Origin of the sequence: Streptomyces sp. x-19 (assembly GCF_046549115.1) — a bacterium.
Classification (GTDB): Bacteria; Actinomycetota; Actinomycetes; order Streptomycetales; family Streptomycetaceae; genus Streptomyces; species Streptomyces albulus_C.
On the sequence record NZ_JAJPWK010000001.1, the window covers coordinates 192,383 to 218,182 of the forward strand.

The window sequence follows — 25,800 nt, forward strand, 5'->3', positions numbered from 1 at the left end:
GCCGGGCAGAATTTCTCCCCACGGACCGCACACAGCCCCGTTACCCAAAAGTACGATGACGGCCGCGGTGCACCACCTTGTACGGACCGCGAACGGAACGATTTCTGGGAGGCAGCGTGAGCGCCATCGAGCAGACCGAGGCGGCGCGCCCGCGGGGCACGCGCCTGCCACGCCGAGCCCGGCGCAACCAGCTCCTGGGCGCGGCCCAGGAAGTGTTCGTCGCGCAGGGGTACCACGCGGCCGCGATGGACGACATCGCCGAGCGGGCCGGCGTCAGCAAGCCGGTGCTCTACCAGCACTTCCCCGGCAAGCTGGAGCTGTACCTGGCCCTGCTCGACCAGCACTGCGAGGCCCTGCTGCACTCGGTGCGCACGGCCCTGGAGTCCACCAACGACAACAAGCAGCGGGTGGCGGCCACCATGGACGCCTACTTCGCGTACGTGGAGGACCCGGGCGGCGCCTTCCGACTGGTCTTCGAGTCGGACCTGACCAACGAGCCGGCCGTCCGCGAGCGGGTGGACAAGGTGTCGTTGGAGTGCGCCGAGGCGATCAGCGCGGTGATCGCCGAGGACACCGGGCTGTCGCGGGACGAGTCGATGCTGCTGGCCGTGGGCCTGGGCGGGGTCTCCCAGGTGGTGGCGCGGTACTGGCTGTCCTCGAAGAGCCAGGTGCCGCGGGACACCGCGGTGCAGCTGCTGACCTCGCTCGCCTGGAAGGGCATCGCCGGATTCCCGCTGCACGGCACCGACACCCACTGACCGTGTTCGCTGCTGGCGTGTTCGGTGACGTCCTGTCCGTCCCCGCACCGGGCTAATGTGGGCTGCGTACCGCGCGGCTGGCCGCGCACCCTCCCCCGGCTGACGTCGGGGGACCCCCAGACCATCGGAGGGACAGTAGCCGTGGAGGTCAAGATCGGCGTGCAGCACGCGCCGCGCGAGATCGTTCTGGAGAGCGGGCAGCCCGCGGAGGAGGTCGAGCGCGCGGTGAGCGACGCGCTGACCGGCAAGGCGGAGCTGCTGTGCCTGGTGGACGATCACGGTCGCAAGGTCCTCGTCGCGGCGAGCCGGGTGGCCTACGTGGAGCTCGGTGAGCCGACCGCCCGCAAGGTGGGCTTCGGCGCGCCCTGAGCGGCACACCGAGGCCGGCGCGCGGGCGCCGTCACCGACACCGCAGGGCGGCGGCCCGGAGAGCGTTCTCCGGGCCGCCGCCCTGTGGCGTTCCAGCGCCCACCGCGGCACCGGAAATCCACGCCCGAAATCCCTTGCCCGATGGCCGGACGCAGGCGCACGCTGACCGGACAAGCGGGCCCGCGCCGGAGGGTTGTTGCCGGCGGCCCCTGGGTACGACCGCCTACGACCGATTTGTTCGACCGATCGGCCTCGTCACGCGGGAGGGAACAGCATGATCTGGGAAGCGCTCGGCGCCGTGATCGTCGGATTCGCCATCGCCCTGTCCGCGCGCCGATGGCTGCCGGAACGGTTCCCCGACCGCGTCCTGACGCTGGCCACCGGCCCGGTCGCCGCGCTGCTCGGCGCGCTGCTGACCCGGTCGATCCTGGGGCCCGGCCACCCGGTGCAGGTGATGGTCGCCGCGTGCGCCGTGGGCGCCGCGCTGCTGTCGGTCCTGGTGCGCCCGCCGCGCCGCCGGCCCCGCCGCCCGGCCGCCCCGCTGAAGGGCCACCGGACGGCCTGCTGACCAGCCGCCCCGCGGCGCGACGCGGCCGGTACGCCGTTGCCGACCGCGTCAGGCCGCGAGGCCCAGCGCCGCCATCCGCTTGGTGTGCGCCTCGGTGATCCGCGAGAACATCCGGCCGACCTCGGCCAGGTCGAAGCCGTCGGCCAACCCGCCGACCAGCATGGTGGAGAGCGCGTCGCGGTCGGCGACCACCCGCTGGGCCTGCGAGAGCGCCTCGCCCATCAGGCGGCGGGCCCACAGCGCCAGCCGCCCGCCGACCCGCGGTTCGGCCTCGATGGCCGCCCGGACCTTCTCCACGGCGAAGGTGGCGTGCCCGGTGTCGTCCAGCACCGCGAGCACCAGGTCGCGGGTGTCGGAGTCCAGCCGCACCGCGACCTCGCGGTAGAAGTCACTGGCGATCGAGTCGCCGACGTACGCCTTGACCAGGCCCTCCAGCCAGTCCGACGGCGCGGTCTGGCGGTGGAACTCGTCGAGCGCCGCGGCGAACGGTTCCATCGCCTCGTTCGGCTCCGCCTCGATCTCGGCGAGCCGGTCCCGGAGCCGCTCGAAGTGGTGGAATTCCGCCGAGGCCATTTTGGCCAGTTCGGCCTTGTCGTCCATCGTGGGGGCGAGCTTGGCGTCCTCCGCCAGGCGCTCGAAGGCGGACAGCTCGCCGTACGCGAGTGCACCGAGCAGATCGATCACGGCGGCCCGGTAGTGCGGGTCGGCGGATGCCCGATCCCAGTCCTGGGCGGCGATTCCGGTGTGTTCCTGGGCGTCAGCAGCGGCGTTGTCAGGCGTCTCCATGACCGGCACAATAGCCCGCCCGAGGGGCCACGGAAGGCCCTGGTCAGCCACGGCTCGACCACCCGTGCGCGGGGTCGTCGGGACGGGTGCGGCGCGCCGTGATGAATTCCTCAGTCATACACGCCTTCGGATTCAGGGGCGACATCCGGGGTACAGTGCTAAAGGACCCGCCGAGTAGTCGGTGGGTCGTTCCACGAAAGCGGATGCCCGGTCGGTGGCCCGATCGGCTCCACCCGACCGCCCTCCCCGCGGCGCGTACGCGACGTGCGCACAGCAGGAGGGACACCGCTCGCGGCAGGAGTGCCTGAGCGACGGCAGTGGTCCCGCGCCATCCGGCCCAGCAGGCCGGCGCCGTACGAACCCGTACGACGGCGCGGTACGACCCCCTCCGCCGCCTCCCGCCGCGTCTCACAGAAGAGGCAAGACTCTGTCTACGACGTTCCGAGATCTCGGGATTTTCCCCGAGACTGCCGAGGCCCTGGAAGCCGTCGGCATCGTTTCCCCCTTTCCCATCCAGGAGCTGACGCTCCCCGTCGCCCTCTCCGGCAACGACGTCATCGGCCAGGCCAAGACCGGCACCGGCAAGACGCTCGGCTTCGGCCTGCCGCTGTTGGAGCGGGTCACCGTCCCCGCCGACGTCGAGGCCGGCCGGGCCACGCCCGAGCAGCTGACCGAGGCGCCGCAGGCCCTCGTGGTCGTGCCCACCCGCGAGCTGTGCCAGCAGGTCACCAACGACCTGCTGACCGCCGGCAAGGTACGCAACGTCCGGGTCCTCGCGATCTACGGCGGCCGGGCCTACGAACCGCAGGTCGAGGCGCTGAAGAAGGGCGTCGACGTGGTCGTCGGCACGCCCGGCCGGCTGCTGGACCTGGCGGGCCAGAAGAAGCTGAACCTGTCGCAGGTGCGCACCCTCGTCCTGGACGAGGCCGACGAGATGCTCGACCTGGGCTTCCTGCCCGACGTCGAGAAGATCCTGCAGCTGCTGCCGGCCAAGCGGCAGACCATGCTGTTCTCGGCGACCATGCCGGGCCAGGTCATCTCGCTGGCCCGCCGCTACATGTCGCAGCCGACGCACATCCGCGCCACCGCCCCGGACGACCAGGGCGCGACGGTCGCCAACATCACCCAGCACGTCTACCGCGCGCACTCGCTGGACAAGCCGGAGATGGTCGCCCGGATGCTCCAGGCGGAGGGTCGCGGGCTGGCGATGGTGTTCTGCCGCACCAAGCGGACCGCCGCCGACATCGCCGACCAGCTGGCCCGCCGCGGCTTCGCGTCCGGCGCGGTCCACGGCGACCTCGGCCAGGGCGCCCGCGAGCAGGCGCTGCGCGCGTTCCGCAACGGCAAGGTCGACGTGCTGGTCTGCACCGACGTCGCCGCCCGCGGCATCGACGTCGAGGGCGTCACGCACGTCATCAACTACCAGTCGCCCGAGGACGAGAAGACCTACCTGCACCGCATCGGCCGCACCGGCCGGGCGGGCGCCAAGGGCACCGCGGTCACCCTCGTCGACTGGGACGACATCCCGCGCTGGAAGCTGATCAACAAGGCCCTGGAGCTGTCGTTCGACGAGCCGGAGGAGACCTACTCCACCTCGCCGCACCTCTACGAGCAGCTGAACATCCCCGCGGGCACCAAGGGCGTGCTGCCGCGCGCCGAGCGCACCCGGGCCGGGCTGGCCGCCGAAGAGGTCGAGGACCTCGGCGAGACCGGGGGCCGCGGGCGCGGCCGGCGGTCCGGCGGCCGGGCCGAGAAGGAGCCCCAGGAAGAGCCCCGGCGCACCCGGACACCGCGCCAGCGGCGCCGGACGCGCGGTGGGGCCCTTCTGGAGGAGCCGGCCGCCGCGGGCGCGCCGGAGACCGGCAACGCCGCCGACGCCGCGGTGCGCACCGCCGAGGGCACCGAGGCCGCCGCGGCCCCGCGCACGCCCCGTCGTCGGCGCCGCACCCGGGGCGCGGTGGCCACCGCCGCCAGCGAGGCCGCGGTCGCCGAGCACCGCGAGGCCACGGCCGGCGCGGTCGCCGAGGCCGCCACGGTGCCGGCTCCCGCGGCCGGCCCGGACGCCGAGGCGGGCCAGGAGCCGGCCGCCAAGCCGCGCCGGCGCCGCACCCGCAGCGCCGCCAAGACCGCCGCGGTCGAGCCGGTGGCCGCACCGGCCGTGACCGAGACGGTCGTCGAGCCGGTGGTCGAGGCCGAGGCCGTCCTGGCGACGGTCGAGGGCGCGGACGCCGCCCCGGCGAAGGCCAAGCGCACCCGCAAGCGCGCCGCCGCCAAGAAGACCGCGGACGCCGACGCCGCGCCGGTCGCCGTGGACGCGTTGGACGGCGGCGCGACGACCCCGGTGGTCGCGGACGTCGAGGCGCCGGCCAAGCCCAAGCGGACCCGGACCCGTAAGGCCGCCGCCGCGGAGCCCGCGGTCGAGGCCGAAGCGGCCGTGGCGACGGCGGAGGGCGTCGACGCCGCCCCGGCCAAGCCCAAGCGCACCCGCAAGACGGCCGCGACCAAGGCGGCCGCCGCCAAGAAGACCGCCGCGGAGCCCGCCGAGGCCACCGACGGGGAGGCGCCGGCCAAGCCCAAGCGGACGCGGAAGACCGCCGCCGCGAAGGCCGCCGAGGCCGCCCCCGAGGCCGTGGCCGTGGTGGACGGCGCGGAGGTCAAGCCCAAGCGCACCCGCAAGCGGGCCGCCCCCAAGAAGACCGCGGACGCCGCTGCGGTCGAAGGCTGAGCCGACCGGCCCGACGGCACCCGACGACCCGGCCCCGCTCCGTGCGGGCGCCGGGTCGTCGGCGTTCCGGGCCGCGCACCTCGGGCGTCGTCGGCGTCCCGATCGGGTTTTCCCCCACCGTCCCGATAACCTCACCCCATGAGCAGGCCGCCCACCCTCACGCTGCCGCCGTGCGCCCGCGCGCACCGGCTCGACACCGAGCGCGGTGCGTTCGCCGTGCACGACGCCCGGCCCGACGGCGCACCGATCGGCACCGCCCTCCTCGTCCCCGGGTTCACCGGCAGCAAGGAGGACTTCATCGCGCTGCTGGCGCCGCTGGCCGCCGCCGGGTTCCGGGCCGTCGCGGTGGACGGCCGCGGACAGCACGAGACCCCTGGCCCGCGCGACGAACAGGCTTATGAGCAGCAGGAGTTGGCGCTCGACGTGCAGGCCCAGGCACGAGCCCTGCACGCTCCCGAGGACGGGCCGCTGCACCTCTTGGGGCACTCCCTCGGCGGGCTGGTCACCCGGGCCGCGGTGCTCCACGACCCGACGCCGTTCCGTTCGCTGACCGTCCTCAGTTCCGGGCCGGCGGCCATCGAACCGGTCCAGCGGACCCGGGTGCGGATGCTGATCGACGCGCTCGGCACGATGGGCATGGAGCAGGTCTGGGCGGCGATGCAGGCGCTCAACCCGCCGGAGGCCGCGCACGAGGCGCTGGCACCGGAGCTGACCGCGTTCCTGCGGCAGCGCTGGCTGAACACCGTGCCCGAGCAGCTGATCTCGACCGGCCGGCAGATGCTCGCGGAACCCGACCGGGTCGGCGAACTGGCCCGCACCGGGCTGCCGGTGCACGTCGTCTCGGGGACCGTCGACTACGCCTGGCCGGTGCCGCAGATGGACGCGATGGCCCGTCGGCTCTCCGCCCGGCGCACGGTCGTTGAGGGCGCCGAGCACTCCCCCAACGCCGAGCGCCCGGAGAAGACCGCCGGAGCGCTGGCCGGCTTCTGGAGCGACGTCGGCTGATCCCCCGGGCCGGGCCGGCGGCCCTAGAAGCGCCCCTGCACGTGGTCCCAGAAGCCGTCGCGCAGCACCCGCCGCAGATCGGAGTGGCCGCGCAGGGAGTGCTTCAGCAGCGCCTCCGCGGCGGTGAGCAGCTCCTGGTCGACGGCGCCGGGCAGGTACGGGTGGCCGGGGAGCAGATCGGCCACCCAGGCCGGTCCGCGCTCCGACAGCCACTGGCCGGCGATCCTCGCCCCGACGAACCGGACCTCCTCGCGGGTCGGCACCGGCACCTCGCCGGCACCCGCCTCGGGGAACTCGCCGGCCGCCCGCCGGGTGACGTACGGCTTGCAGAAGTCCAGGTCGAAGGTGCGCGCGCTGTCCACCTCCCACAGCAGCGGCTCGGCCTGGTTGCGGCCGCCGGGGGCTTCGATGCCCCACAGGTGGACCCGGGCGCCGTAGCCCTGGGCCGCCTCCACCGCGGAGACCAGGTCCTCGTCGCCGCCGATCAGGACCGCGTCGGTGATCGCCCGGTGCCGGGCCAGCGACTCCAGGTCGGTGCGGATCAGCGAGTCGACGCCCTTCTGCTGGTTGTGGGCGTTGAGGTTGCCGAGCCGGACCTTGACGTCCGGGAGTTCGGCGATCCGCTGCTGTTCCTGGGTGTGGATCCGGCGGCGGGCGCCGTCGTACCAGTAGACCCGCAGCAGCCGGCTGTCCGGGAAGATCGTCCGGGCCTTGTCGATGAACGCCTCGATGAGCCCCTCGGCGTCCAGCTCGAACGTCCTGCGGTCCTCGGTGCCGGCGACCAGTCGCCCGGTGGCGGCGTAGACGTAGCCGGCGTCGGCGAAGACCGCGTGGGTGGACGGGGTGGTGGCGACCTCCGCGAGGACCCGGCTGAGCAGCTCGTTGGTGCGCTCGATGCCGGCGGCGAGCGCGCCGAGGTCGGTGGTGCCCGTGGGCTGGGGGTCGTTCATTGCGGGATCCATTGTCCTGGCGGGCGCTCGTGGGGCACAACCACTCGCGTTCCCGCACACCCATTCCTTAGACCATGAAAAATTTTCGTTAGCGTAGGGAATCATTTCAGCTGTAGGCTCGTTGTACCCATACGGAACGCCCGGCAACGAAGCCAGGCAAGTCCTGTCAAAGAGTTCTCCGCAGGAGGATCAGACGAAGGGAGAAGCCGCATGCGCTTCGAGATCATGCGCCTGGACGATGCCGACGGCGCCGCCGTGGACAGCACCGTCGTGGACGCCGCCTCCGTCAACCAGATCGTGCAGCAGGCCGCCGCCATAGGGCAGCGCATCTACATCCGCCCCGCCGACGCCACTGCCGTCCGCTGACCGCCGACGCCGCCGACCTCGCCCGGACAACGCCCTGACGGCGTGACGACCCTCCGACGATCGGCCCGGCGGCGACGCACCGAAGACGCGAACGCCCCCGTACGGAACTTCCGCACGGGGGCGTCGTCGCGTCCGGAGCCGCTCAGGACCCCTGGACCACCTGCGTCACACCGTTGATGATCTGCTGCACGGCGAGCGCGGAGAGCATCATCCCGGCCAGCCGGGTCACCAGCACCACCCCGCCGTCCTTGATCACCCGGATGATCACCAGCGAGAACCGCATCACCAGGTAGAGCACCACGTGGATGGCGGCGATCGCCGTCCAGACCGCGACCTGGGACGCGGCGTCGTCGGCGTGCTGCACCGCGAGGATCACCGAGACGATCGCCCCCGGCCCGGCCAGCAGCGGCATCCCCAGCGGCACCAGCGCCACGTTGACGTCCTTGGTCTGGGTCGGCTCCTCGGACTTGCCGGTCAGCAGGTCCAGCGCCACCAGCAGGAGCAGCAGCCCGCCGGCGATCATCAGGGCGGGCGTGGAGATGTGCAGCCGCCCGAGGATCTGCTTGCCGAAGAGCCCGAACAGCGCGATCACACAGAACGCCACGGTGGCGGCCTGCCAGGCCATCCGGCGCTGCACCTTGGCCGCGCGGCCGGAGGTCAGGGCGAGGAATATCGGGGTGATGCCCGGGGGGTCCATGATCACGAAAAGCGTGACGAAAAGGGTACTGAAGACGGCGACGTCGAACACGGTGCTGGCCTTGCGGTGGTACGGACGAACGGAAGGAGGCGCACGGGACCGGAACGCGGCACGGCCGGGGCAGGGCCCGTGGGAACGAGGCAGGAGAGGTGCGCAGGCACCCCACCGGGGCCTACGGGACGACGCCGGGCCGGATGGCCGACGCCCGCGGGGCTCAGCCGCCCGCGCCGGGGACGGGGAAGGCGCCGGTGGCCCGGCGCACGATCTCCCCGTAGATCTCGGGATCGGTGGTGCAGTCGCCGAGGCGACAGGTCTTGCGGCTGCCGTGGTAGTCACTGGAGCCGGTGGTCAGCAGTCCGACGTCGGCGGCGAGCCCGCGCAGCCGGGCGCGGGTCGCGACGTCGTGGTCCATGTGGTCGACCTCGATGCCGTCCAGACCAGCCGTGGCGAGTGCGGCGATCGCGCTCTCCGGGACGCAGGTGCCGCGCTTGACGGCGAGCGGGTGCGCGAAGACCGTGACCCCGCCGGCCGCCTTGACCAGGCGGATCGCGTCGAACGGGTCGAGCTCGTGCTTCTCCACGTAGGCGCGGCCGTCGTTGGCCAGCCACGCGGAGGTGAAGGCGTCGGAGACGGAGTCGACCACGCCCAGCTCGACCAGGGCGGTGGCGATGTGCGGCCGCCCCACGGCGCCTTCACCGGCGATCCGCGCCACCTGCTCCCAGGTGATCGGGACGCCCAGCTCGCGCAGCTTGCCGACCATGGCTCGGGCGCGCGGCACCCGGTCGTCCCGGACCAGCTCCCGCTCGCGGGCGAGCTCCGGCTCGTCGGGGTCGAAGAGGTAGGCGAGCATGTGCAGGCTGATCCCGTCGAGCCGGCAGGACAGCTCCGCGCCGGTGACCAGCGTCAGGCCCTCGGGGAGCGCCGCGCGCGCCGCGGCGTGCCCGCGCACGGTGTCGTGGTCGGTCAGCGCGACGACGTCCAGACCGGCGGCCGCGGCATGGCGCACCAGCTCCGCGGGGGTGTCCGTGCCGTCGGAAGCCGTGGAGTGGGTGTGCAGATCGATACGCACGACACGGACTCCAGACTCCTGCGGGACGGACACGACGGTGCGCCCGGAAGGACCGGGCACCGGGCCGCGGGGCACCGTAAGGACTGGACGGCGCTTCCACGGACTACAGGAAGGATACCGGGCACCCGGACGTGCCCCCGCCCGATCGGACCCCCGCCCATCCGAGGAACCGCAGCCGTCGGGCCCCGCTCAGCTCAGAATCCTCGGCGACAAGGCCCCGCAGGGCAGCAGATCCACCTCGGCGCCGGCTTCCCGCAGATCCGTCAGCACCAGTTCGTCGTACATCAACAGCCCCGACTGCTCGGGCCAGGCGATCGCCCACAACCACAGGCCGCGGGCCTCGCCCGCGAAGACCGCGCGGTCCTCGGGGGCGCCGTGCACCTGCCACATCGCGGTCGGCCGGCCGGCGGCCAGCACCTTGGCGTGCGGCGGCTTGTCGACGCTCAACCGGGGCCCCGGGTCGAGGCCGTCGATGCCGGCGTAGCGGGCCCCGAGCCCGACGCCCAACTCCTCGGCGACCAACAGGAGCTCACCGGGGCCGCCGAGCGGGCCGGGTCCGGAACAGGCGACGGCGGTCGCCCGACCGCCGCTGCGGTCGTCGCCGGCGCAGGCCACCCCGGTGAACAACCAGCCGACCGGCAGCGGCCAGGGCATCCACACGGGCACCTGGGCCCGGTGCACGACGACGCCGAGCGCCTCGACGCTCGGCGGGACGACCGGCTGGAGTGGGTGCACCGCGCCGTGCGCGTCACACTGCCACGTATCGGAAAAGAGACCGGGCGCCCGCACCCGGCCTCCGCACTTCGGGCAACTGGGTTCGCCCCTCATAAGGACCAACGGTCCTCCAGCGCCGCCGCCCCGTCAAGGACGATCACCCGACCGGTGTGCCCCTAATCACGTACGGGACCGCACACTTGACCGGTTCCGGCCACCGCGCCGCACACCCCGCACCCTTAGTTGTAACTTGCACCCTTTAGGTGATCTAACTTATTCTGTGTAAACAGCAACGATTTTCGGGCGCACGCACAGCAGGAAGGGGAACCCCGGCATGCACAGCAGCAGCCACGGCGGCGGCACCCACGACGATCCCTTCGCGCAACCCCCGGGCACGCCGTCGAGCGCCTCCGCTCCGGGCGGCGGCGCCCGGCGGGAGGGCGGCCCCTCGCTCCTCCGCCAGCCGATGGCCGTCTGGGCCACCGCCGGCGCCTCGGTCGTCGCCTTCATGGGCATCGGCCTGGTCGACCCGATCCTCCCGTCCATCGCCAAGGGCCTGAACGCCTCGAACAGCCAGGTCTCCCTGCTCTTCACCTCCTACTTCCTGATCACCGCCGTCGCGATGCTCGTCACCGGCTTCGTCTCCAGCCGCATCGGCGGGCGCAAGACGCTGCTCGCCGGACTGGCCCTGGTGGTGGTCTTCGCGGCGCTGTCCGGCACCTCGTCCTCGGTCGGCGAACTGGTCGGCTTCCGCGCCGGTTGGGGCCTGGGCAACGCGCTCTTCGTCTCCACCTCGCTGGCGGTGATCGTGGGCGCGGCGGCCGGCGGCAGCGCGGCGGCGATCCTGCTCTACGAATCGGCGCTCGGGCTCGGCATGGCCTGCGGCCCGCTCCTGGGCGCGGTCCTGGGCGACATGAAGTGGCGCTACCCGTTCTTCGGCACCGCGGTCCTGATGGCCATCGGCTTCCTCGCCATCACCGTCTTCCTGAAGGAACAGCCCCGGCCAGCCCGGAAGACCTCGCTGCTGGACCCGATACGGGCGCTCGGCCACGGCGGACTGGCCTCGGCCGCCGTCTCCGCGTTCTTCTACAACTACGCGTTCTTCACGGTGTTGGCGTTCACCCCGTTCGTGCTCGACATGTCCCCGTACAAGTCGGGCGGGGTCTTCTTCGCCTGGGGCGTGCTGCTCGCGGTCTTCTCGGTGCTCCTCGCGCCCCGGCTCCAGCGCCGCTTCGGCTCGCTGCGGGTGCTCGGCGGCTCGCTCGTGCTGCTCGCCGTCGACCTGGTGGTCCTGGGCTACGGCGACCACGCCACCGCCGTCGTCTGCACCGTCGTCTCGGGTGCCTTCATCGGCCTGAACAACACCGTCTTCACCGAGCTGGCCCTCGGCGTCTCGGACGCCCCGCGCCCGGTGGCCAGCGCCGGCTACAACTTCGTCCGCTGGTTCGCGGCGGCGGCCGCGCCGTTCCTCGCCCCGAAGATCGCGGAGTGGACCGACGTCCGCGTCCCGTTCGTGGTCGCGGCGCTGGCCGCGGCGGTCGGCGCCGGTGTCGTCGCGGTCCGCCGTCGGGCACTGACCCTGCGCGCCGAGGAGTTGGAACCCCGGCACGCGACCGAGGACGGGATCGCGGTCTTCGCCAACCAGTAGGCCGAAGGGCGGGCTGACGCCCCGTCCGCCGCGCGCGGACGGGGCGTCGGCGTCAGTCCAGTGCCACTCCCGTGCGCAGCGGGTCACGCAGGTCGGTGCCCCGCTCCAGCCAGCGCGCCTGGAGCGCCTCGGCGCCGTGCACCCGCTTCCAGGCGGCCTCGTTCGGCGTCATCGGCAGCAGTGGCAGAAATCTCACCGGGTCCCGGGGCTCGTCCAACTCCAGGTCCTCGACGAGGCCGCCGGCCGCGCCCACCAACACCGAGGTGAACGGCGCCCCCGGCCACAGCGGGTCCCCCACGTCCAACGACGCCCCGGGGGCCACGATCACGCCCTCGACCTGCGGTGCCGCGGCGAGGACGGCGAGCGGCCGGAGCGCCTTGTCGGTGTCGGCGCGGCCGGCCCGCACCGAGAGCACGAGCTCGGCCCGCGGACCGCGCAGCGGGTCGGCGACGACCGCGGTGGGATCGGCCATGGGCTGGGCGGACATCCCGAGGGTGGCGTAGCGGAGCACGTCCCCGTCGACGAAGCGCAGCACCTCGATGCGGTCGGTGCCGAGGAAGGTGACGGCGGCACGCGCGTCCGGTTCGCCCAGTGCCGTGCGCAACCGGGCCTCGACCAGCTCAAGAACGTCAGACATGCGCCGAGCATAGGGGCCGTCCCGGCACCCGAACGCCCGCCCCCGGACGCCCGTGAGCAGCGGCTTCGCACGGCGTTTCGTATGGAACGTGCAAAGGGGAGCCTGAGCGCTTCGGACGGCTGATAGCCTGGCCGTCTGGTCAGGGAATGACGTCGTCCCCCAGCGGGGACCGGCCGGAGGAGGTGGGGCTGCGGTGGATCCAAGTCGACCGTGCAGTACCGACAGTTCTCCCGTCATCCCGTTCGCGCAGCGAATCTTCTGATCCGAGGGCTTCCGTACCCAGCCGCACCGCGGCGAAACCCGTGAAGTCTTTTTGCTCCGGACGCAGATGGCGGAAGAGCGCCTCCGACTCTTACTTCCGTGATGTCAGCGAACTGCCGTCAGTAGCCCCGCACCGAGCGCCGCCCGCTTTGCGGACGTACGGCCGATGACGCCTCGTACGTCCTCGTTCCGGGCCGCGTTGCGCCGCGCCCGCCACTGACGGCCGGCCCCGAAGGAGCCTGCCATGTCGATGATCCGCGACCTGCGCGCCGCCGTCCGCCCCGCCCGGCGCCGCGACGACGCCCCCTACCGCTCCGAGTCCTCCGCCTGCGCCAACAGCGCCATCGTCGACTGCGGCGTGTACCGCGACGGCCAGCGCGTGCGCGGCCACCTCGCCCCGGCCGAGGCGATCGCCGGCGTCCGGGAGGAGGGCGGCTTCGTCTGGATCGGCCTGCACGAGCCGACCGAGGCCGAATTCGCCGGCATCGCCCAGGAGTTCGGGCTGCACCCGCTGGCCGTGGAAGACGCCGTCCACGCCCACCAGCGACCCAAGCTGGAGCGGTACGACGACACCCTGTTCACCGTCTTCAAGACCGTGCACTACGTCGAGCACGCCGAGCTGACCGCGACCAGCGAGGTCGTGGAGACCGGCGAAGTGATGTGCTTCACGGGCCCGAACTTCATCGTCACCGTCCGGCACGGCGGCCAGGGCTCGCTGCGCGCGCTGCGGCACCGCCTCCAGGAGGACCAGGAGCGGCTCGCCAAGGGCCCGTCCGCGGTGCTGCACGCCATCGCCGACCAGGTCGTCGACGGTTACATGGCGGTCGCCGGCGCGGTCCAGGACGACATCGACGAGGTCGAGATCGACGTCTTCAGCTCCGGCACCAACGGCAAGGGCGCCAGCGGCAAGGCGGCCGGCGGCCAGGGCACGGCCAAGGGCGGCGACGCCGGACGGATCTACCAACTCAAGCGCGAGGTACTGGAGTTCAAGCGCGCGGTGTCCCCGCTGCTGCGGCCGATGCAGCTGCTGAGCGAGCGCCCGATGCGGCTGGTGGACGCCGACATCCAGAAGTACTTCCGGGACGTCGCCGACCACCTGGCGCGGGTCAACGAGCAGGTGTTGTCCTTCGACGACCTGCTGAACTCCATCCTCCAGGCCAACCTCGCGCAGGCCGCCGTCGCGCAGAACGAGGACATGCGCAAGATCACCGCCTGGGCGGCGATCTTCGCCGTGCCGACGATGATCGCCGGCATCTACGGCATGAACTTCGAGTACATGCCGGAGCTGCACTGGAAGTACGGCTACCCGGCGATGATGCTGGTCACGGTCACCATCTGCCTGGGGATCCACCGCGGGTTCAAGCGCAACGGCTGGCTGTGACCCGGTCGGTCGCCGGCGCGGCCGGGCGGCGTCTCACCGCCTGGGCGGCCCCGGACCGCCACCACCGGGCCGATTAGGCTGAGGGCCATGACGGAGGAGACCGTGTCGCAGGCCCTGCTGGATCGGGCGCTCATCGAAGAGGCCACGAAGAAGTCCGGCCTGATCTGGGTGCGCGGGACGACCGGCCCGGCGCGGGCCCTGTGGCACGTCTGGCACGACGGGGCGGTCTGCCTGGTCGGCGACGCGGGCCCGGAGGACGGCCGGGAGGACGCCGGGACGGAGCGCGCCGGCGCCACCGAGCAGCCGCTGGCCGCGCTGGGGCTCACCGACGGCGGCACCGCGACGGTCACCGTGCGCAGCAAGGACAAGGGCGGTCGGCTGGTCGCCTGGCCCGCCGAGGTCCGTGAACTCGCGCCCGGCAGCGACGCGTGGCGGGCCACCGTCGAGGAGTTGAAGGGCAAGCGGCTCAACGCAGCGGACGCGGACGCCCTCACCGAGCGCTGGGCCCGCCAGTGCCGGGTGCTGCGGCTGGTCCCGGCCGGCACCGCGGCGCAGCGCCCCGGCCGGATGCCGGACGAGGCGCACGCCGCGCCGCCGCTGGCCTCGCCCGCGACCACGCGCCGGCCGATCCCGGCCGCGCTGCCCAAGCTGCTGCGCCGGGGCCGCAAGGGCTGACGCCCACCGGGCCGGCGGCCCTCAGCCGCTGCCGCTGCGCGCGATCTGCTTGCCGTAGTCGACGACCTGGTCCTGGGCGGGGGCCTTGAGGTCCACCGCCTTGCCCCAGTCGGCGAGCTTCACCTCGCCCGCGCCGCCGGCCCGCTGAAGCCGCAACGGGTACGGCGTGCCCTCCAGGGAGACGTCGAGGGTGCCGCCGGAACCGGCGCCGGCGGCCACCTGGACGGTGCGGACCCCGCCGACCGTCCCGCGGTTGCCGGCCGTCAGTTGGCCGTGCAGGCCGAGCAGTCCGGCGAGCAGGGTCTCCTTGTCGGTGAAGCCGCTGAAGCGCTGGTAGACGGGGTCGGCGGCGGGCACTTTGACGTACTTGTCGCCGAGTTTGGCGGCGCTGGAGTCGGGGCCCGAGCCGGCGCCGGCTTTCTCCCCGGCCCAGAAGGACGCGTCCGCCTTCAGGTAGAGCGCCTCGCCGACCCGCAGCAGTTGGAAGGAGGCCGCCTTGGTGGTCAGCTCGCCGCGCGCGCCGTCCTTGGCCAGCCGCATGTCCAGGGTGTAGGTGCTGCCCTGACTGACGACCTTTCCGGAGAGCCGGACGGTGTCGGCGCGGGCGGCGGCGGCCCGCGCCTTGGCCTCGATCTGCTGGGCGGGCAGCTTGCCGACCCCGTTGGTACCGGCGTCCGGGTCCTCCGCGCAGCCCGTCACCGTCGCGGCCAGTGCCGCGCACGCCGCCACCACCAGCGTCGCCCGCCCGGTGCGTCGGGGCTCGGCCGGCGGCCGGCGGGTGGTGTCCGGGGGGATGACGCTCACGTCGGCTCTGCCTCCTGATGCGGGTGACCTCGACAGCTCACGGCAGCGTACCCGGGGCCCGGCGGGCCGTCGGCCGGGCGCCGGGCGGTCACCATACGGCCGTTCCCGTCGGGGCGCGGCCCACCCCGACGGGTTAGCCTGAACCCGGACCCATCGGGATTTCACCGATCAAAAGTGGAGCAATCCGGGCGCAAGGGAGAAGGGCGGCGCTACGCATGGCGGTGGTCACTCCCCGGATCTTCGTCTCCCACCTCTCCGGCATGGCCGTGTTCGACCCCAACGGCGATCAGGTCGGGCGGCTGCGGGACCTGGTGGCGCTGCTCCGGATCGGGGACCGCCCGCCCCGGCTGCTGGGGCTGGTCGTCGAGGTGATCAGCCGGCGCCGGATCTTCGTGCCGATGACCCGGGTGACCGGCGTGGAGTCCGGCCAGATCGTCACCACCGGCGTGGTCAACATGCGCCGCTTCGAGCAGCGGGCCTCCGAGACGCTGGTCTTCGGCGAACTGCTGGACCGGCGGGTGCGGCTGGTCGAGACCGGCGAGGAGGTCACCGTGCTCGACATCGGCATCATCCAGCTGCCGGCCCGCCGCGACTGGGAGATCGACAAGGTCTTCGTCCGACGCGGGAAGGGCGGGGCGCTGCGCCGCAAGGGCGAGGTGCTGACGGTCGAGTGGTCGGCCGTGACCGGCTTCTCCCTGGAGGAGCACGGGCAGGGCGCGGAGAACCTGCTCGCCACCTTCGAGCAGTTGCGCCCGGCCGACCTGGCCGGGGTGCTGCACCACCTCTCCCCCAAGCGGCGCGCCGAGGTCGCCGCGGCCCTCGACGACGACCGCTTGGCCGACGTCATGGAGGAGCTGCCGGAGGACGACCAGGTCGAGATCATCGGCAAGCTGAAGGACGAGCGGGCCGCCGACGTCCTGGAGGCGATGGACCCCGACGACGCCGCCGACCTGCTCTCCGAACTCTCCGAAGAGGAGAAGGAACGGCTGCTGACACTGATGCGCCCGGAGGAGGCGGCGGACGTCCGTCGGCTGATGTCCTACGAGGAGCGCACCGCGGGCGGCCTGATGACCACCGAGCCGATCGTGCTGCGCCCGGACGCCACGGTCGCGGACGCGCTGGCCCGGGTCCGCGACCCTGACCTCTCCCCCGCGCTCGCCGCCCAGGTGTACGTCTGCCGGCCGCCGGACGAGACACCGACCGGCAAGTACCTGGGCCTGGTCCACTTCCAACGGCTTTTGCGGGACCCGCCGTTCACCCTCGTCAGCTTCATCGTGGACACCGACCTGCCGGCCCTGCGGCCGGACACCCCGCTGCCCGAGGTGACCGGCTACCTGGCCGCGTACAACATGGTGGCGGCCCCGGTGGTGGACGAGGGCGGGGCGCTGCTGGGCGCGGTCACCGTCGACGACGTGCTGGACCACCTGCTGCCGGACGACTGGCGGGAGGCCGGGCTGCACGGCCGCACCGACACCGCTGGCGCCCCCGGGGCCGCCGGCGCCCCCGTCCGGTCGCGCGGGAAGACGGCCGATGGCCGCTGAGGACCGGGAGCCCCCCAAGGAGCGGCGACTGCACGGCGCCTCCGCGGTGCGCCGGGGCGCCGCGGGCGAACGGCCCCGGGGGGCGGAGGCGCGGCCGCGGGTGCGGCTGGACCAGCCGAGGGTGCCGCGCCGGACGCTCTTCCCGGAGTACGACCCGGAGGCGTTCGGGCGGATGTCCGAGAAGATCGCCCGCTTCCTGGGGACCGGCCGCTTCATCGTCTGGATGACGGTCACCATCATCCTGTGGATCGGCTGGAACGTCGCCGCGCCCGGCTCCCTGCGGTTCGACAACTACCCCTTCATCTTCCTGACCCTGGCCCTCTCCCTCCAGGCGTCCTACGCGGCGCCGCTGATCCTCCTGGCGCAGAACCGCCAGGACAACCGCGACCGGGTCACCCACGAGCAGGACCGCAAGCAGAACGAGCGCTCCATCGCCGACACCGAGTACCTGACCCGGGAGATCGCGGCGCTGCGGATGGGCCTGGGCGAGGTCGCCACCCGCGACTGGATCCGCTCCGAACTGGAGGAGCTGCTGCGAGAGCTGGAAGTGCGCCGGCCGGCGGACGGCGAGCGCCCCGAGCGTGACGAACGCGACCGCTGAGGGCCATACCGGAGGCCTCCCCGCCCGCCCTACCGCCCTCTCGTCACCCGACCGCCACCCCTTTGGGGCGCGCTTCGCGCGGCCGTACTATCGGGGCATGGCAACAGACACGCCCCAGCCCGACGGCTCCGCGCCGAGCGAGGACGCGATCCGCGAAGCGCTCGCGACGGTCAACGACCCCGAGATCCACCGCCCCATCACCGAACTGGGGATGGTCAAATCGGTGGACGTCGCCGCGGACGGCTCGGTGGCGGTCGTGGTCTACCTCACGGTCTCCGGCTGCCCGATGCGGGAGACGATCACCAACAGCGTCCGCGAGGCCGTCGAGCGGGTCCCCGGCGTCACCCGCGCCGGGGTCGAGCTGGAGGTCATGAGCGACGAGCAGCGACGGGAGCTGGCGACGGCGTTGCGCGGCGGCACCGCCGAGCGGGAGGTGCCCTTCGCCAAGCCCGGTTCGCTGACCCGGGTCTACGCGGTGGCCTCCGGCAAGGGCGGCGTCGGCAAGTCCTCGGTCACCGTCAACCTCGCCGCCGCGATGGCCGCCGACGGCCTCAAGGTCGGCGTGGTCGACGCGGACATCTACGGCCACTCGGTGCCGCGGATGCTCGGTGCCAGCGGGCGTCCCACCCAGGTCGAGAACATGATCATGCCCCCGTCGGCGAACGGCGTGAAGGTCATCTCGATCGGCATGTTCACGCCGGGCAACGCCCCGGTCGTCTGGCGCGGCCCGATGCTGCACCGCGCCCTCCAGCAGTTCCTCGCCGACGTCTACTGGGGCGACCTGGACGTCCTCCTGCTGGACCTGCCCCCGGGCACCGGCGACATCGCCATTTCGGTGGCGCAGCTGGTGCCGAACGCCGAGATCCTGGTGGTCACCACCCCGCAGCAGGCCGCCGCCGAGGTCGCCGAGCGGGCCGGTTCGATCGCCGTGCAGACCCACCAGAAGATCGTCGGCGTGGTGGAGAACATGTCCGGGCTGCCCTGCCCGCACTGCGACGAGATGGTCGACGTCTTCGGCACCGGCGGCGGCGAACGAGTCGCCGAGGGGCTGACCAAGACCACCGGTACGCAGGTCCCGGTGCTCGGCGCCATCCCGATCGACGTCCGGCTGCGCGAGGGCGGCGACGAGGGCAAGCCGGTGGTGCTGACCGATCCGGAGTCCCCCGCCGGCGCCGCGATCCGCGCGATCGCCGGCAAGCTGGGCGGCCGTCAGCGCGGTCTGGCGGGCATGTCGCTGGGGATCACCCCGCGCAACAAGTTCTGACGCGTACGGGCCCGCTCCAGGCCCCGCACGCCCCCGGAAAGGGCGGATCCGCAGCGGTCCGCCCTTTCGCGCACGGCGCGTGCGCCGCCTGATGGGGCGCACGACGCCTCACACGCGCCCCCAAAACGAAGTCCGGCGCTCAGCCCTCGTACGCGTCCAGGTCCTTGATCACCGAGAAGCCCAGGCCGTAGGCGCTCATCCCGCGCCCGTAGGCACCGAGGTGGACCCCCTCCGGCCCCTCCGCCCCGTCCCTGCTGGCGGACCCGGCGAGCACCCAGCCGTACTCGGACTCCCGGTAGCAGAACGGCGTCGGCACCCCGTCCACCGGGAGCATCAGCTCGCTCCACCCCTCCCCGCCGAGGTCGTCGGCCAACTCCCAGGCGAGCATGGTCTGCTGGTCCAGCCAGTCCTGGCGCAGCGTCCGGTCCATCTGGGTCGGCCAGGTGTGGGACAACAGCCCGGAACCGGCGAGCCAGGCGGCGGTCGAGACCGAGGTGGCCTCCAGCACGCCGGTGCCGTCCGCGCTGCGCCGCACGGGTCGGCTGGCGACCGTCACCACCACCGCGAACCGCTCGTCCTCCGGGGACTCCAGCTTTATGGTCGGCTCCACGCCGTGGCCGGTCGCGCCGTGCTCGACGGTGCCGTCCGCGGCCGAGCCCACCCGCATCAACCAGCGCGGCCCGGTGAACGCCTCATCGAGGCCGTACCACGGGAACGCGGCCAGCAGATAGCCGTCGACCTTGCGGCCGGTATCGGCTGACACCTGGTCGGTGACTGTCCGACTCGTCGTCTCCATCTGCGCGGAGCCTCCTCGTTGCCCTGCGTCGTGGGCGGCCCGCCCCCCTCAGGCGACCTCACCCCGGACACCGGGAGCATAGCCAGTGGGGTCAACACAGCCGGGCATACGAGATTCTCAGGTCGCGTCGGCGTCGAACGGCGGCGGCTCGCGTCGGGACGGGTCGGTGCTCTTGGTGAACATGTCCGGACGACCGGTGGAAGCGGCCGGGGACTCCTTGGACAGGCTCAAGGGGGCGCCGCCGGCGGAGGCGGCCGGCGCACCGGACGCGGAGCGCGGCGCGGTCGAATCCCGCACCGCGTCGGTGACCTCCGCCATCTCCTTCTTCAGGTCGAAGCCCTCCCGGAGCTCGGCGAGCTTACGCAGGCCGTACTCGTCCTTCTCCAGGACGTGCTTGCGGACGAAGTTCCGCGGCTTGAGGTCCTCGAACTCGAAGTCCTTGAACTCCGGGCCGAGCTCATTGCGGATGTCTTCCTTGGCGTTGTCGGAGAACGCCCGGACCTTCCGGATGAAACCGGTGACGTCCTGGATGACCTTGGGCAGCTTGTCCGGTCCGAAGATGAGCACCGCGAGGACCACGATCGCAACCAGCTCTAGGGGTCCTATGTCGAAGAACACCTTGCAGCTCCTTGGGGTATCCGCGGCCTTCGGGGGCCTTTGGGCCAAGGCCACCTCTCACGGTACCTGGCCCCGGGCCTCGGGCGGGAGTCGCCCGTGCCAACACGGTGGAAACGATCAGCTCCGGCTGGAGGAACCCAGTGTCAGCCGGACGGACCGTTCCGCGCCGTCCCGCTGGACCGTCAGCGTGAGCGCGTCCCCCGGACGGTGGCTGCGGACCTTGATGATCAGCTCCTCGCCACTGTGCACCGCCGCCCCGTCCACCTGGGTGATCACGTCGCCCGGGCGGATGCCGGCCTTGGCGCCGGGCCCGCCCGGGGTGACCGGCGCGGCACCGGTCTTGGCGGCCTGGGTGACCCGGGCGCCGTCGCCGTCGTACTCCATCTCCAGCGTGATGCCGATGACCGGGTGGGTGGCCCGGCCGGTGTTGATCAGCTCCTCGGCCACCCGCTTGGCCTGATTGATCGGTATGGCGAAGCCGAGCCCGATGCTGCCGCCCTGGCTGCTGCTGCCGCCGTCCAGTCCGCCGCTGCCGCTGTCGGCGGCCCTGATCGCGCTGTTGATCCCGATCACCCGGGCCTTGGCGTCCACCAACGGCCCCCCGGAGTTGCCCGGGTTGATCGGGGCGTCGGTCTGCAGCGCGTCGACGTACGACACGTCGCTGCCGTCGCCCTTCTTGCCGCCCGCGGTGATCGGCCGCTGCTTGGCGCTGATGATCCCGGAGGTGACGGTGTTGGCCAGGTCGTAGGGGGCGCCGATGGCCACCACCGGGTCGCCGACCTGCGCCGCGTCCGAGTCGCCGAGGGTCAGCGGGTGCAGCCCGGTGACACCCTCGACCTGGACCACGGCGAGGTCGTAGCCGCCGTCCTTGCCGACGACCTTGGCCCGGGCGGTCTGCCCGCCGCTGAACGTCACCGATATCTCGCCGCCGGTCCCGGCCGGTTCGACGACGTGGTTGTTGGTGAGGATGTGGCCCTGCCGGTCGAGCACGAAGCCGGTGCCGGTGCCCTGCTCGGCGTTCCCGCGGACGTGCAGGGTCACCACGCCGGGCAGCGCCGCCCGGGCGATCCCGGCGACGCTCTCCGGGCTGCGGCTCCCCACACCGTCGGCCACCTGCGGCAACTTGATGTCGTCGATGCCGCCGTAGCGCTCGATGTAGGCGCCGGCGACCCCGCCGGCGCCGCCCGCGAGCAGCGCCAGCGCCACCGCGCCGAGGACCAGCGCGGGACGCCGGCCGCGGCGCCGGGGCGGGGCCGCGACGGCCACCGGGGGCGCGCTCCAGGGGTCGTACTGCTGCCAGGCGCCGGGGGCGGCGGGAGGGGGTGCGACGAAGCCCGAGGCGGGGACGCCGGCCGCCACGGCTCCCGGGGGCGCGGGGCGGGGGCCGCCGTCGCCCGGGTGCGGGACGAAGCCGCCCTCGGCGGGCTCGGGGACGGCCGGCCGCGGTCCGGCCGGCCCGGCGTCCGACGCCGTGGAGTGCGCCAACGGGGCGTCCGGCGCCGCGCGATGGCCGGCCGGGGCGTGCGGGCCGGCGGGCCGCTGCTCGGCGTCCTGCGGGGCGGCAGGGGCCGGTGTCGCCGCGCCGGGCGCCGGGGTGTCCGGCGCGGGCGGAAGCACGGTGCCGTGGGCCGGAGTGGCCGTCGGCCGTTGGACGAGCGGGGCCGGCGCCCAGGGACCGGGGCCGCCGTAGGGAGGCGTGCCGTAGGGGTCCTCGGGATGCAGCGGCTGCTGTCGGGGCGCGGCGGGGGGAGCGGCCGCCGGCTCGGTCCGCGGGTCGGGCGGGGTGGTGCCGGCCGCGGGCTCGACGTCCGGCGCCGGCCGCTGCTCCGCCCGGGCGCCGGCGGGCACCCGGCCGAGCGTCACGGTCGCCGCGGGGCGCTCCACGGGGGCCGGGGCGGTCGGTGCGTCCTCGGTGGGGTGCCCGGTGGCGCCCGGTGCCGTGGGGGCGGGCCCCGCCGGTGCGGTCGTTGTCGCGGCCTCCGGGGCGACGCCCTCACCGGGTATCTCGGCCGACGCCCCGGCCAACTCCCGTCCGCCACCGGCCGCTTGGGGGGCGTCGACGGGGTCGGCGGCAACGGCGGGTCGGTCGACCGCGGCGGTCCCGGGGGGCCCGGCGGGCGGGGCGGGAACGGCCGCGGGCTCCGCCGGCCCGGCCGGGGGCTGCGGCGGCCGGACGATCCAGTCGCCCGAGGTCTCCGCCTCGGAGGCGTGGTCGGTGCCGTCGACGGGCGACGCGGCGGGTGCCGCCTCCCCGGCCTGCCGGGCGGACTGTCCCGGCCCCGGAGCCTGCTCCGGGCGGTGCCACCACTTCGGCTTGGGCCCGGCGGCCTTCGCGTCGTCCATGCTCTCCCCAACAATTCGCCCGCGGCCCTGCGCGGACCACCGCCACCTGGGGCCTGTCCGACGACAGGCCCGTGCGGTACGCGCCCCGGGCAGGAGCGCGCCGCCCGAGAAGGGATTCAACCAGTTCCGGGCGGGAGCGCGCAGAGCCCGGTCAGTGCTGGCCGGTGACGGGCTGACCGGTGGGGGCCGCCGAGCCGAGCAGCGGCCGCATGGGCTCCAGCGGCGGCAACGGGGGCGGGGTGTGCCGGACCGGGGCGTTGCCGCTGGTGGCGGCGAGCGGGGCGAAGCGGAACTCCGTCGCCGGGCCGGTGGCGGCTATCAGCGGCGAGATGCCGAACCGGCCGGGTGCCGGGTTGAACGCCGGGACCGCGTCGGACGACCGGCCCTCGTCCGGCCCCAGCAGCGACATGGGACTGGGCGCGGGGGCACCCGTCGGGTTGCTGGCGGAGGGCCAGACGTCGGGGCGGGGCTCGTGCGTGGCCCAGAAGCCCCGGCCGCGCGAGAACTCCAGGGAGCCGGCCGCCGGATTGGCGCCCAGCGGGGTGACGGCGGTGCCGCTGCCCTCGGCGCGGGGCCCGGGCGCGTCGACGGCCGCCTCCAGCGGCAGGGCGCCGCCGAGCGCGAACGCCGCCAACGAGACCGCGCCGGCCGCCGCGAACGCGAACCGGCGCCGCTGCGGGGCGCCGCGCTCCGACTCCGGCACCCGGAAGCCACGCGTCCGCGGCGGGGTGGGAACGGCCGCCATGGCGCCGCCGAGGTGGTTCTCCGACGGGACGTAGCCGAACGCGCCGTCGCCGCCGGCGAACGCACCGCGACCGAAGGTGCCGCTGCCGAGCCGACTGCCGGGGCCGTCGGAATCGCCGCCGGGCAGTTGTTGGAGCCGCGCGAGCAGTCCCTCGGAGGGCCCGGGGGACAGCGCCTGCGCGAACACGTTCTTCAGCCGACGCTGCGCGTCGGCCTCCGCCTTGCACCTCCCGCACGTCGCGAGGTGCGCCAGCACCCGCTCCCGTGCGTCGTGCCCCAGTTCACCGTCGACCAGGGCCGCGAGGCGGTCGCCGAGATGGTGCTCGGCGGGGGACGGACCGCCACTGCCGCTCACGCGATTCCGACCTCCCTACTGGGCACCACGGCCAGGCTCCGCCGCTCCTGCCGCTCCTCGGCCCGGGCCTCGGGCGAGCGGTGCTTGAGCGCCTTGCGCAGGTGCGAGCGGCCCCGGTGGATCCGGCTGCGGACCGTGCCGAGCTTGACGCCGAGCGTCGCGGCGATCTCCTCGTACGACAGGCCCTCGATGTCGCAGAGCACCACGGCGGCCCGGAACTCCGGCGCGAGGGTGTCCAGCGCGTGCTGCACGTCCGCGTCGAAGTGGGTGTCGTCGAACTGCTGCTGCGGCGCCGGCTCCCGGCTGGGCAGCTTCTCGGCGGCGTCGTCGCCGAGCGCGTCGAAGCGGATGCGCTGACGGCGGCGGACCATGTCCAGGAAGAGGTTGGTCGTGATGCGGTGCAGCCAGCCCTCGAAGGTGCCGGGGGTGTACGTCGACAGCGAGCGGAAGACGCGGACGAACACCTCCTGCGTCAGGTCCTCGGCGTCGTGCTGATTGCCGGTGAGGCGGTAGGCGAGGCGGTAGACCCGGGCACTGTGCGTGCTGACGATCTCCTCCCAGGTGGGCGGAGTCCACGCCTGCACGTCGGCGTCTGCGGCGAAGGTCGCGGTGGGCGCGTCGGTGACGGGAGCCCCTCCCTTGGCCTTGGGGCCGTAAGGGCGGAAGCGGTCAGCGGTGTTGGTCACGGATTTCGGCCCGGCGAACGACCTTCGCAAGCGCCTGCGCACTCCTCGGTCACCCGCCGCAGCCGCACCTCCCCTGGTGGCTCTGGTGGTGTCCAGTAGAGCCCCTACCATATCCACCTCGCCCGTTAGCTCCGGATAAGCAGTTTTGACCAGCATTTGGTGTGGCTTCTCGTCTCGCCGCGGCTCCCGCCCGGACTCTTGCGCGGTATCCACCGGTGCGTCCCCCCGTCTCTCCCCCTGCCCCCTTCTAACGCCCGGTCCCATCTGCGGGTTCCCGCGCGCAGCGGATACAGTCACGGTTGCGTCAACTACGGGGACAGGAGAGGGCCATTACCGGCAACCGGCAGACGAGCTTGGCATTCGCCGAGGCGTACGGCGCCGGGACCATCGACGACGCCGCCCACACCGCCCTGCTCTGGTGCCGCGACCGCGCCCGCGAGGTGGGCGTGCGCACGGTGACCGCCGGCACCGGCGCGGCGCTGCGGCTGCTCGCCGCCACCGCGGACGCCAAGGCCGTCGCCGAGATCGGCACCGGCACGGGGGTGTCGGGCATCTACCTCCTGCACGGCATGCGCCCGGACGGCGTGCTGACCACCGTGGACCTCGAACCCGAACGGCAGGCCTTCGCCAAGCAGGCGTTCCGCGCCGCGGGCTTCGCCGGCAACCGCGCCCGCTTCATCCCGGGCCGCGCCCTGGACGTGCTGCCGCGCCTGGCGGACGGCGGCTACGACCTCGTCTTCTGCGACGGCGACCTCCTGGAGTACCTGGAGTACCTCGCCGAATCGTTGCGGCTGCTGCGCCCCGGCGGCCTGGTCTGCTTCCAGGGCGTCTTCGCGGACGGCCGGACGGTGGACTCCGCGGAGCAGCCCGACGAGGTACTGCGGGTCCGCGAACTGCTGCGGGCCATCCGGGAGAGCCGTTCGCTGGCGCCGGCCCTGCTGCCGGTCGGCGACGGGCTGCTCTGCGCCGTCAAGCGCGCCTGACCCGGCCGCCGCGGGCCCGGCCCGGACGAGCGCGCGGGGGTACGAAACGACCCCGGCACGCGGCGCGCCGTGTGGTGGCGTGCCGCGTGCCGGGGCCGGGGTATTCGGCTGGAGGTAGCGGGGTGGAATTCCCCGAAAACCGCAGCGGATTCTCCGCCCTCGTCAGACGGTGACCTTCTCCAGGGCCTCACCCAGGGCCTTGGCCTCGTCGGGGGTCAGCTCGACGACGAGTCGACCGCCGCCTTCGAGCGGAACGCGCATGACGATGCCCCGCCCCTCCTTGGTCACCTCGAGCGGGCCGTCGCCCGTCCGCGGCTTCATGGCCGCCATGCTCGTTCCCCTTCCTGAAACCAGCTCATCTCAGCCGGCGGCCTTGATAGGCGCGTGTCACCGGCGTCGAACACATTGCTTCCAGGCCATTATCCCGCATCGAACGACCCGATGACCAACATCAGG

Annotated in this window: 26 protein-coding genes; 13 read left to right on the top strand and 13 right to left on the bottom strand. The window is 73.5% G+C overall.

What is annotated here, in order from left to right; genetic code table 11:
- The first annotated feature begins 116 nt into the window (after positions 1-116).
- From ACLJT4_RS00865 to ACLJT4_RS00875, 3 genes are all read left to right on the top strand, one after another.
- Positions 117-758, top strand: a complete 642-nt coding sequence (locus tag ACLJT4_RS00865; RefSeq protein ID WP_016575982.1) for a TetR/AcrR family transcriptional regulator — start codon at positions 117-119, stop codon at positions 756-758.
- 141 nt (positions 759-899) lie between these two features.
- Entirely contained in the window at positions 900-1,127 is a 228-nt protein-coding gene (locus ACLJT4_RS00870; RefSeq protein WP_411120519.1) for a DUF3107 domain-containing protein, read from the top strand.
- A gap of 274 nt (positions 1,128-1,401) precedes the next feature.
- Positions 1,402-1,695: a hypothetical protein gene (locus ACLJT4_RS00875; RefSeq protein WP_233656877.1), complete on the top strand. Its 294-nt coding sequence runs from the start codon at positions 1,402-1,404 to the stop codon at positions 1,693-1,695.
- A gap of 48 nt (positions 1,696-1,743) precedes the next feature.
- On the opposite strand, the gene ACLJT4_RS00880 is transcribed toward ACLJT4_RS00875, so the two are convergent.
- Positions 1,744-2,481 (bottom strand): ferritin-like fold-containing protein, encoded by a 738-nt coding sequence (locus ACLJT4_RS00880; protein ID WP_016575979.1) that lies wholly within the window; start codon positions 2,479-2,481, stop codon positions 1,744-1,746.
- Between the two features lie 214 nt (positions 2,482-2,695).
- Between ACLJT4_RS00880 and ACLJT4_RS00885 the strand changes: the two genes are divergently transcribed.
- Together ACLJT4_RS00885 and ACLJT4_RS00890 are read left to right on the top strand one after the other, a co-directional pair.
- Positions 2,696-5,206, top strand: coding sequence for a DEAD/DEAH box helicase (locus ACLJT4_RS00885; RefSeq protein ID WP_411120520.1), 2,511 nt, complete (start codon positions 2,696-2,698; stop codon positions 5,204-5,206).
- A 138-nt stretch (positions 5,207-5,344) separates the two neighbouring features.
- On the top strand, positions 5,345-6,211 hold the full coding sequence (locus tag ACLJT4_RS00890; RefSeq protein WP_411120521.1) for an alpha/beta fold hydrolase: 867 nt from the start codon (positions 5,345-5,347) through the stop codon (positions 6,209-6,211).
- A 23-nt stretch (positions 6,212-6,234) separates the two neighbouring features.
- Here the strand turns inward: ACLJT4_RS00890 and ACLJT4_RS00895 are convergent, their stop codons facing one another.
- Complete coding sequence (locus ACLJT4_RS00895) at positions 6,235-7,161, bottom strand: NYN domain-containing protein (protein ID WP_411120522.1); 927 nt, start codon at positions 7,159-7,161, stop codon at positions 6,235-6,237.
- A gap of 210 nt (positions 7,162-7,371) precedes the next feature.
- On the opposite strand from ACLJT4_RS00895, the gene ACLJT4_RS00900 reads away from it, so the two are divergent.
- Entirely contained in the window at positions 7,372-7,527 is a 156-nt protein-coding gene (locus ACLJT4_RS00900) for a hypothetical protein (protein ID WP_016574150.1), read from the top strand.
- 142 nt (positions 7,528-7,669) lie between these two features.
- Here ACLJT4_RS00900 and ACLJT4_RS00905 read toward each other — a convergent pair whose 3' ends face one another.
- From ACLJT4_RS00905 to ACLJT4_RS00915, 3 genes are all read right to left on the bottom strand, one after another.
- Entirely contained in the window at positions 7,670-8,275 is a 606-nt protein-coding gene (locus tag ACLJT4_RS00905) for a MarC family protein (protein WP_055584733.1), read from the bottom strand.
- A gap of 163 nt (positions 8,276-8,438) precedes the next feature.
- Positions 8,439-9,293 (bottom strand): PHP domain-containing protein, encoded by an 855-nt coding sequence (locus tag ACLJT4_RS00910; protein WP_411120523.1) that lies wholly within the window; start codon positions 9,291-9,293, stop codon positions 8,439-8,441.
- 189 nt (positions 9,294-9,482) lie between these two features.
- Complete coding sequence (locus tag ACLJT4_RS00915; protein WP_411120524.1) at positions 9,483-10,121, bottom strand: DUF6758 family protein; 639 nt, start codon at positions 10,119-10,121, stop codon at positions 9,483-9,485.
- A gap of 352 nt (positions 10,122-10,473) precedes the next feature.
- Here ACLJT4_RS00915 and ACLJT4_RS00920 point away from each other — a divergent pair, with 352 nt between their 5' ends.
- Complete coding sequence (locus ACLJT4_RS00920; protein WP_411121055.1) at positions 10,474-11,655, top strand: MFS transporter; 1,182 nt, start codon at positions 10,474-10,476, stop codon at positions 11,653-11,655.
- A 52-nt stretch (positions 11,656-11,707) separates the two neighbouring features.
- On the opposite strand, the gene ACLJT4_RS00925 is transcribed toward ACLJT4_RS00920, so the two are convergent.
- Positions 11,708-12,292, bottom strand: coding sequence for a suppressor of fused domain protein (locus ACLJT4_RS00925; RefSeq protein ID WP_016574155.1), 585 nt, complete (start codon positions 12,290-12,292; stop codon positions 11,708-11,710).
- A 505-nt stretch (positions 12,293-12,797) separates the two neighbouring features.
- Between ACLJT4_RS00925 and ACLJT4_RS00930 the strand changes: the two genes are divergently transcribed.
- Positions 12,798-13,934 (top strand): magnesium and cobalt transport protein CorA, encoded by a 1,137-nt coding sequence (locus tag ACLJT4_RS00930; RefSeq protein WP_411120525.1) that lies wholly within the window; start codon positions 12,798-12,800, stop codon positions 13,932-13,934.
- A gap of 87 nt (positions 13,935-14,021) precedes the next feature.
- Positions 14,022-14,609: a hypothetical protein gene (locus ACLJT4_RS00935; protein WP_411120526.1), complete on the top strand. Its 588-nt coding sequence runs from the start codon at positions 14,022-14,024 to the stop codon at positions 14,607-14,609.
- Between the two features lie 21 nt (positions 14,610-14,630).
- Here ACLJT4_RS00935 and ACLJT4_RS00940 read toward each other — a convergent pair whose 3' ends face one another.
- The gene (locus ACLJT4_RS00940; protein ID WP_411120527.1) at positions 14,631-15,413 is read right to left on the bottom strand and encodes a hypothetical protein; all 783 of its coding nucleotides are present in this window, start codon (positions 15,411-15,413) and stop codon (positions 14,631-14,633) included.
- A 215-nt stretch (positions 15,414-15,628) separates the two neighbouring features.
- Between ACLJT4_RS00940 and ACLJT4_RS00945 the strand changes: the two genes are divergently transcribed.
- The 3 genes from ACLJT4_RS00945 to ACLJT4_RS00955 all read left to right on the top strand — a co-directional run bounded on the left by ACLJT4_RS00945 (position 15,629) and on the right by ACLJT4_RS00955 (position 18,819).
- Positions 15,629-16,954 carry a magnesium transporter MgtE N-terminal domain-containing protein gene (locus ACLJT4_RS00945; RefSeq protein WP_411120528.1) on the top strand — a complete coding sequence of 442 codons (1,326 nt, stop codon included), beginning with the start codon at positions 15,629-15,631 and terminating at the stop codon, positions 16,952-16,954.
- Positions 16,944-17,555, top strand: a complete 612-nt coding sequence (locus tag ACLJT4_RS00950) for a DUF1003 domain-containing protein (RefSeq protein ID WP_411120529.1) — start codon at positions 16,944-16,946, stop codon at positions 17,553-17,555. Before ACLJT4_RS00945 ends, ACLJT4_RS00950 begins: the two co-directional genes overlap by 11 nt.
- A gap of 97 nt (positions 17,556-17,652) precedes the next feature.
- Complete coding sequence (locus ACLJT4_RS00955; RefSeq protein WP_411120530.1) at positions 17,653-18,819, top strand: Mrp/NBP35 family ATP-binding protein; 1,167 nt, start codon at positions 17,653-17,655, stop codon at positions 18,817-18,819.
- Between the two features lie 139 nt (positions 18,820-18,958).
- Here the strand turns inward: ACLJT4_RS00955 and ACLJT4_RS00960 are convergent, their stop codons facing one another.
- The 5 genes from ACLJT4_RS00960 to sigE form a co-directional block, all read right to left on the bottom strand.
- Positions 18,959-19,615: a hypothetical protein gene (locus ACLJT4_RS00960; protein ID WP_016574162.1), complete on the bottom strand. Its 657-nt coding sequence runs from the start codon at positions 19,613-19,615 to the stop codon at positions 18,959-18,961.
- A gap of 117 nt (positions 19,616-19,732) precedes the next feature.
- Positions 19,733-20,233, bottom strand: coding sequence for a sec-independent translocase (locus ACLJT4_RS00965; protein ID WP_411120531.1), 501 nt, complete (start codon positions 20,231-20,233; stop codon positions 19,733-19,735).
- 117 nt (positions 20,234-20,350) lie between these two features.
- A complete protein-coding gene (locus ACLJT4_RS00970) occupies positions 20,351-22,576 on the bottom strand; it encodes a trypsin-like peptidase domain-containing protein (protein WP_411120532.1) in 2,226 nt (741 codons plus the stop codon).
- 151 nt (positions 22,577-22,727) lie between these two features.
- Positions 22,728-23,675, bottom strand: coding sequence for an anti-sigma factor family protein (locus ACLJT4_RS00975; RefSeq protein WP_411120533.1), 948 nt, complete (start codon positions 23,673-23,675; stop codon positions 22,728-22,730).
- Complete coding sequence (gene sigE, locus ACLJT4_RS00980; protein WP_411120534.1) at positions 23,672-24,361, bottom strand: RNA polymerase sigma factor SigE; 690 nt, start codon at positions 24,359-24,361, stop codon at positions 23,672-23,674. Before sigE ends, ACLJT4_RS00975 begins: the two co-directional genes overlap by 4 nt.
- Before the next feature lie 299 nt (positions 24,362-24,660).
- On the opposite strand from sigE, the gene ACLJT4_RS00985 reads away from it, so the two are divergent.
- Positions 24,661-25,344 carry an O-methyltransferase gene (locus ACLJT4_RS00985; RefSeq protein WP_037633525.1) on the top strand — a complete coding sequence of 228 codons (684 nt, stop codon included), beginning with the start codon at positions 24,661-24,663 and terminating at the stop codon, positions 25,342-25,344.
- Between the two features lie 162 nt (positions 25,345-25,506).
- Here ACLJT4_RS00985 and ACLJT4_RS00990 read toward each other — a convergent pair whose 3' ends face one another.
- On the bottom strand, positions 25,507-25,674 hold the full coding sequence (locus ACLJT4_RS00990) for a DUF3117 domain-containing protein (protein WP_003985072.1): 168 nt from the start codon (positions 25,672-25,674) through the stop codon (positions 25,507-25,509).
- Positions 25,675-25,800 lie beyond the last annotated feature (126 nt).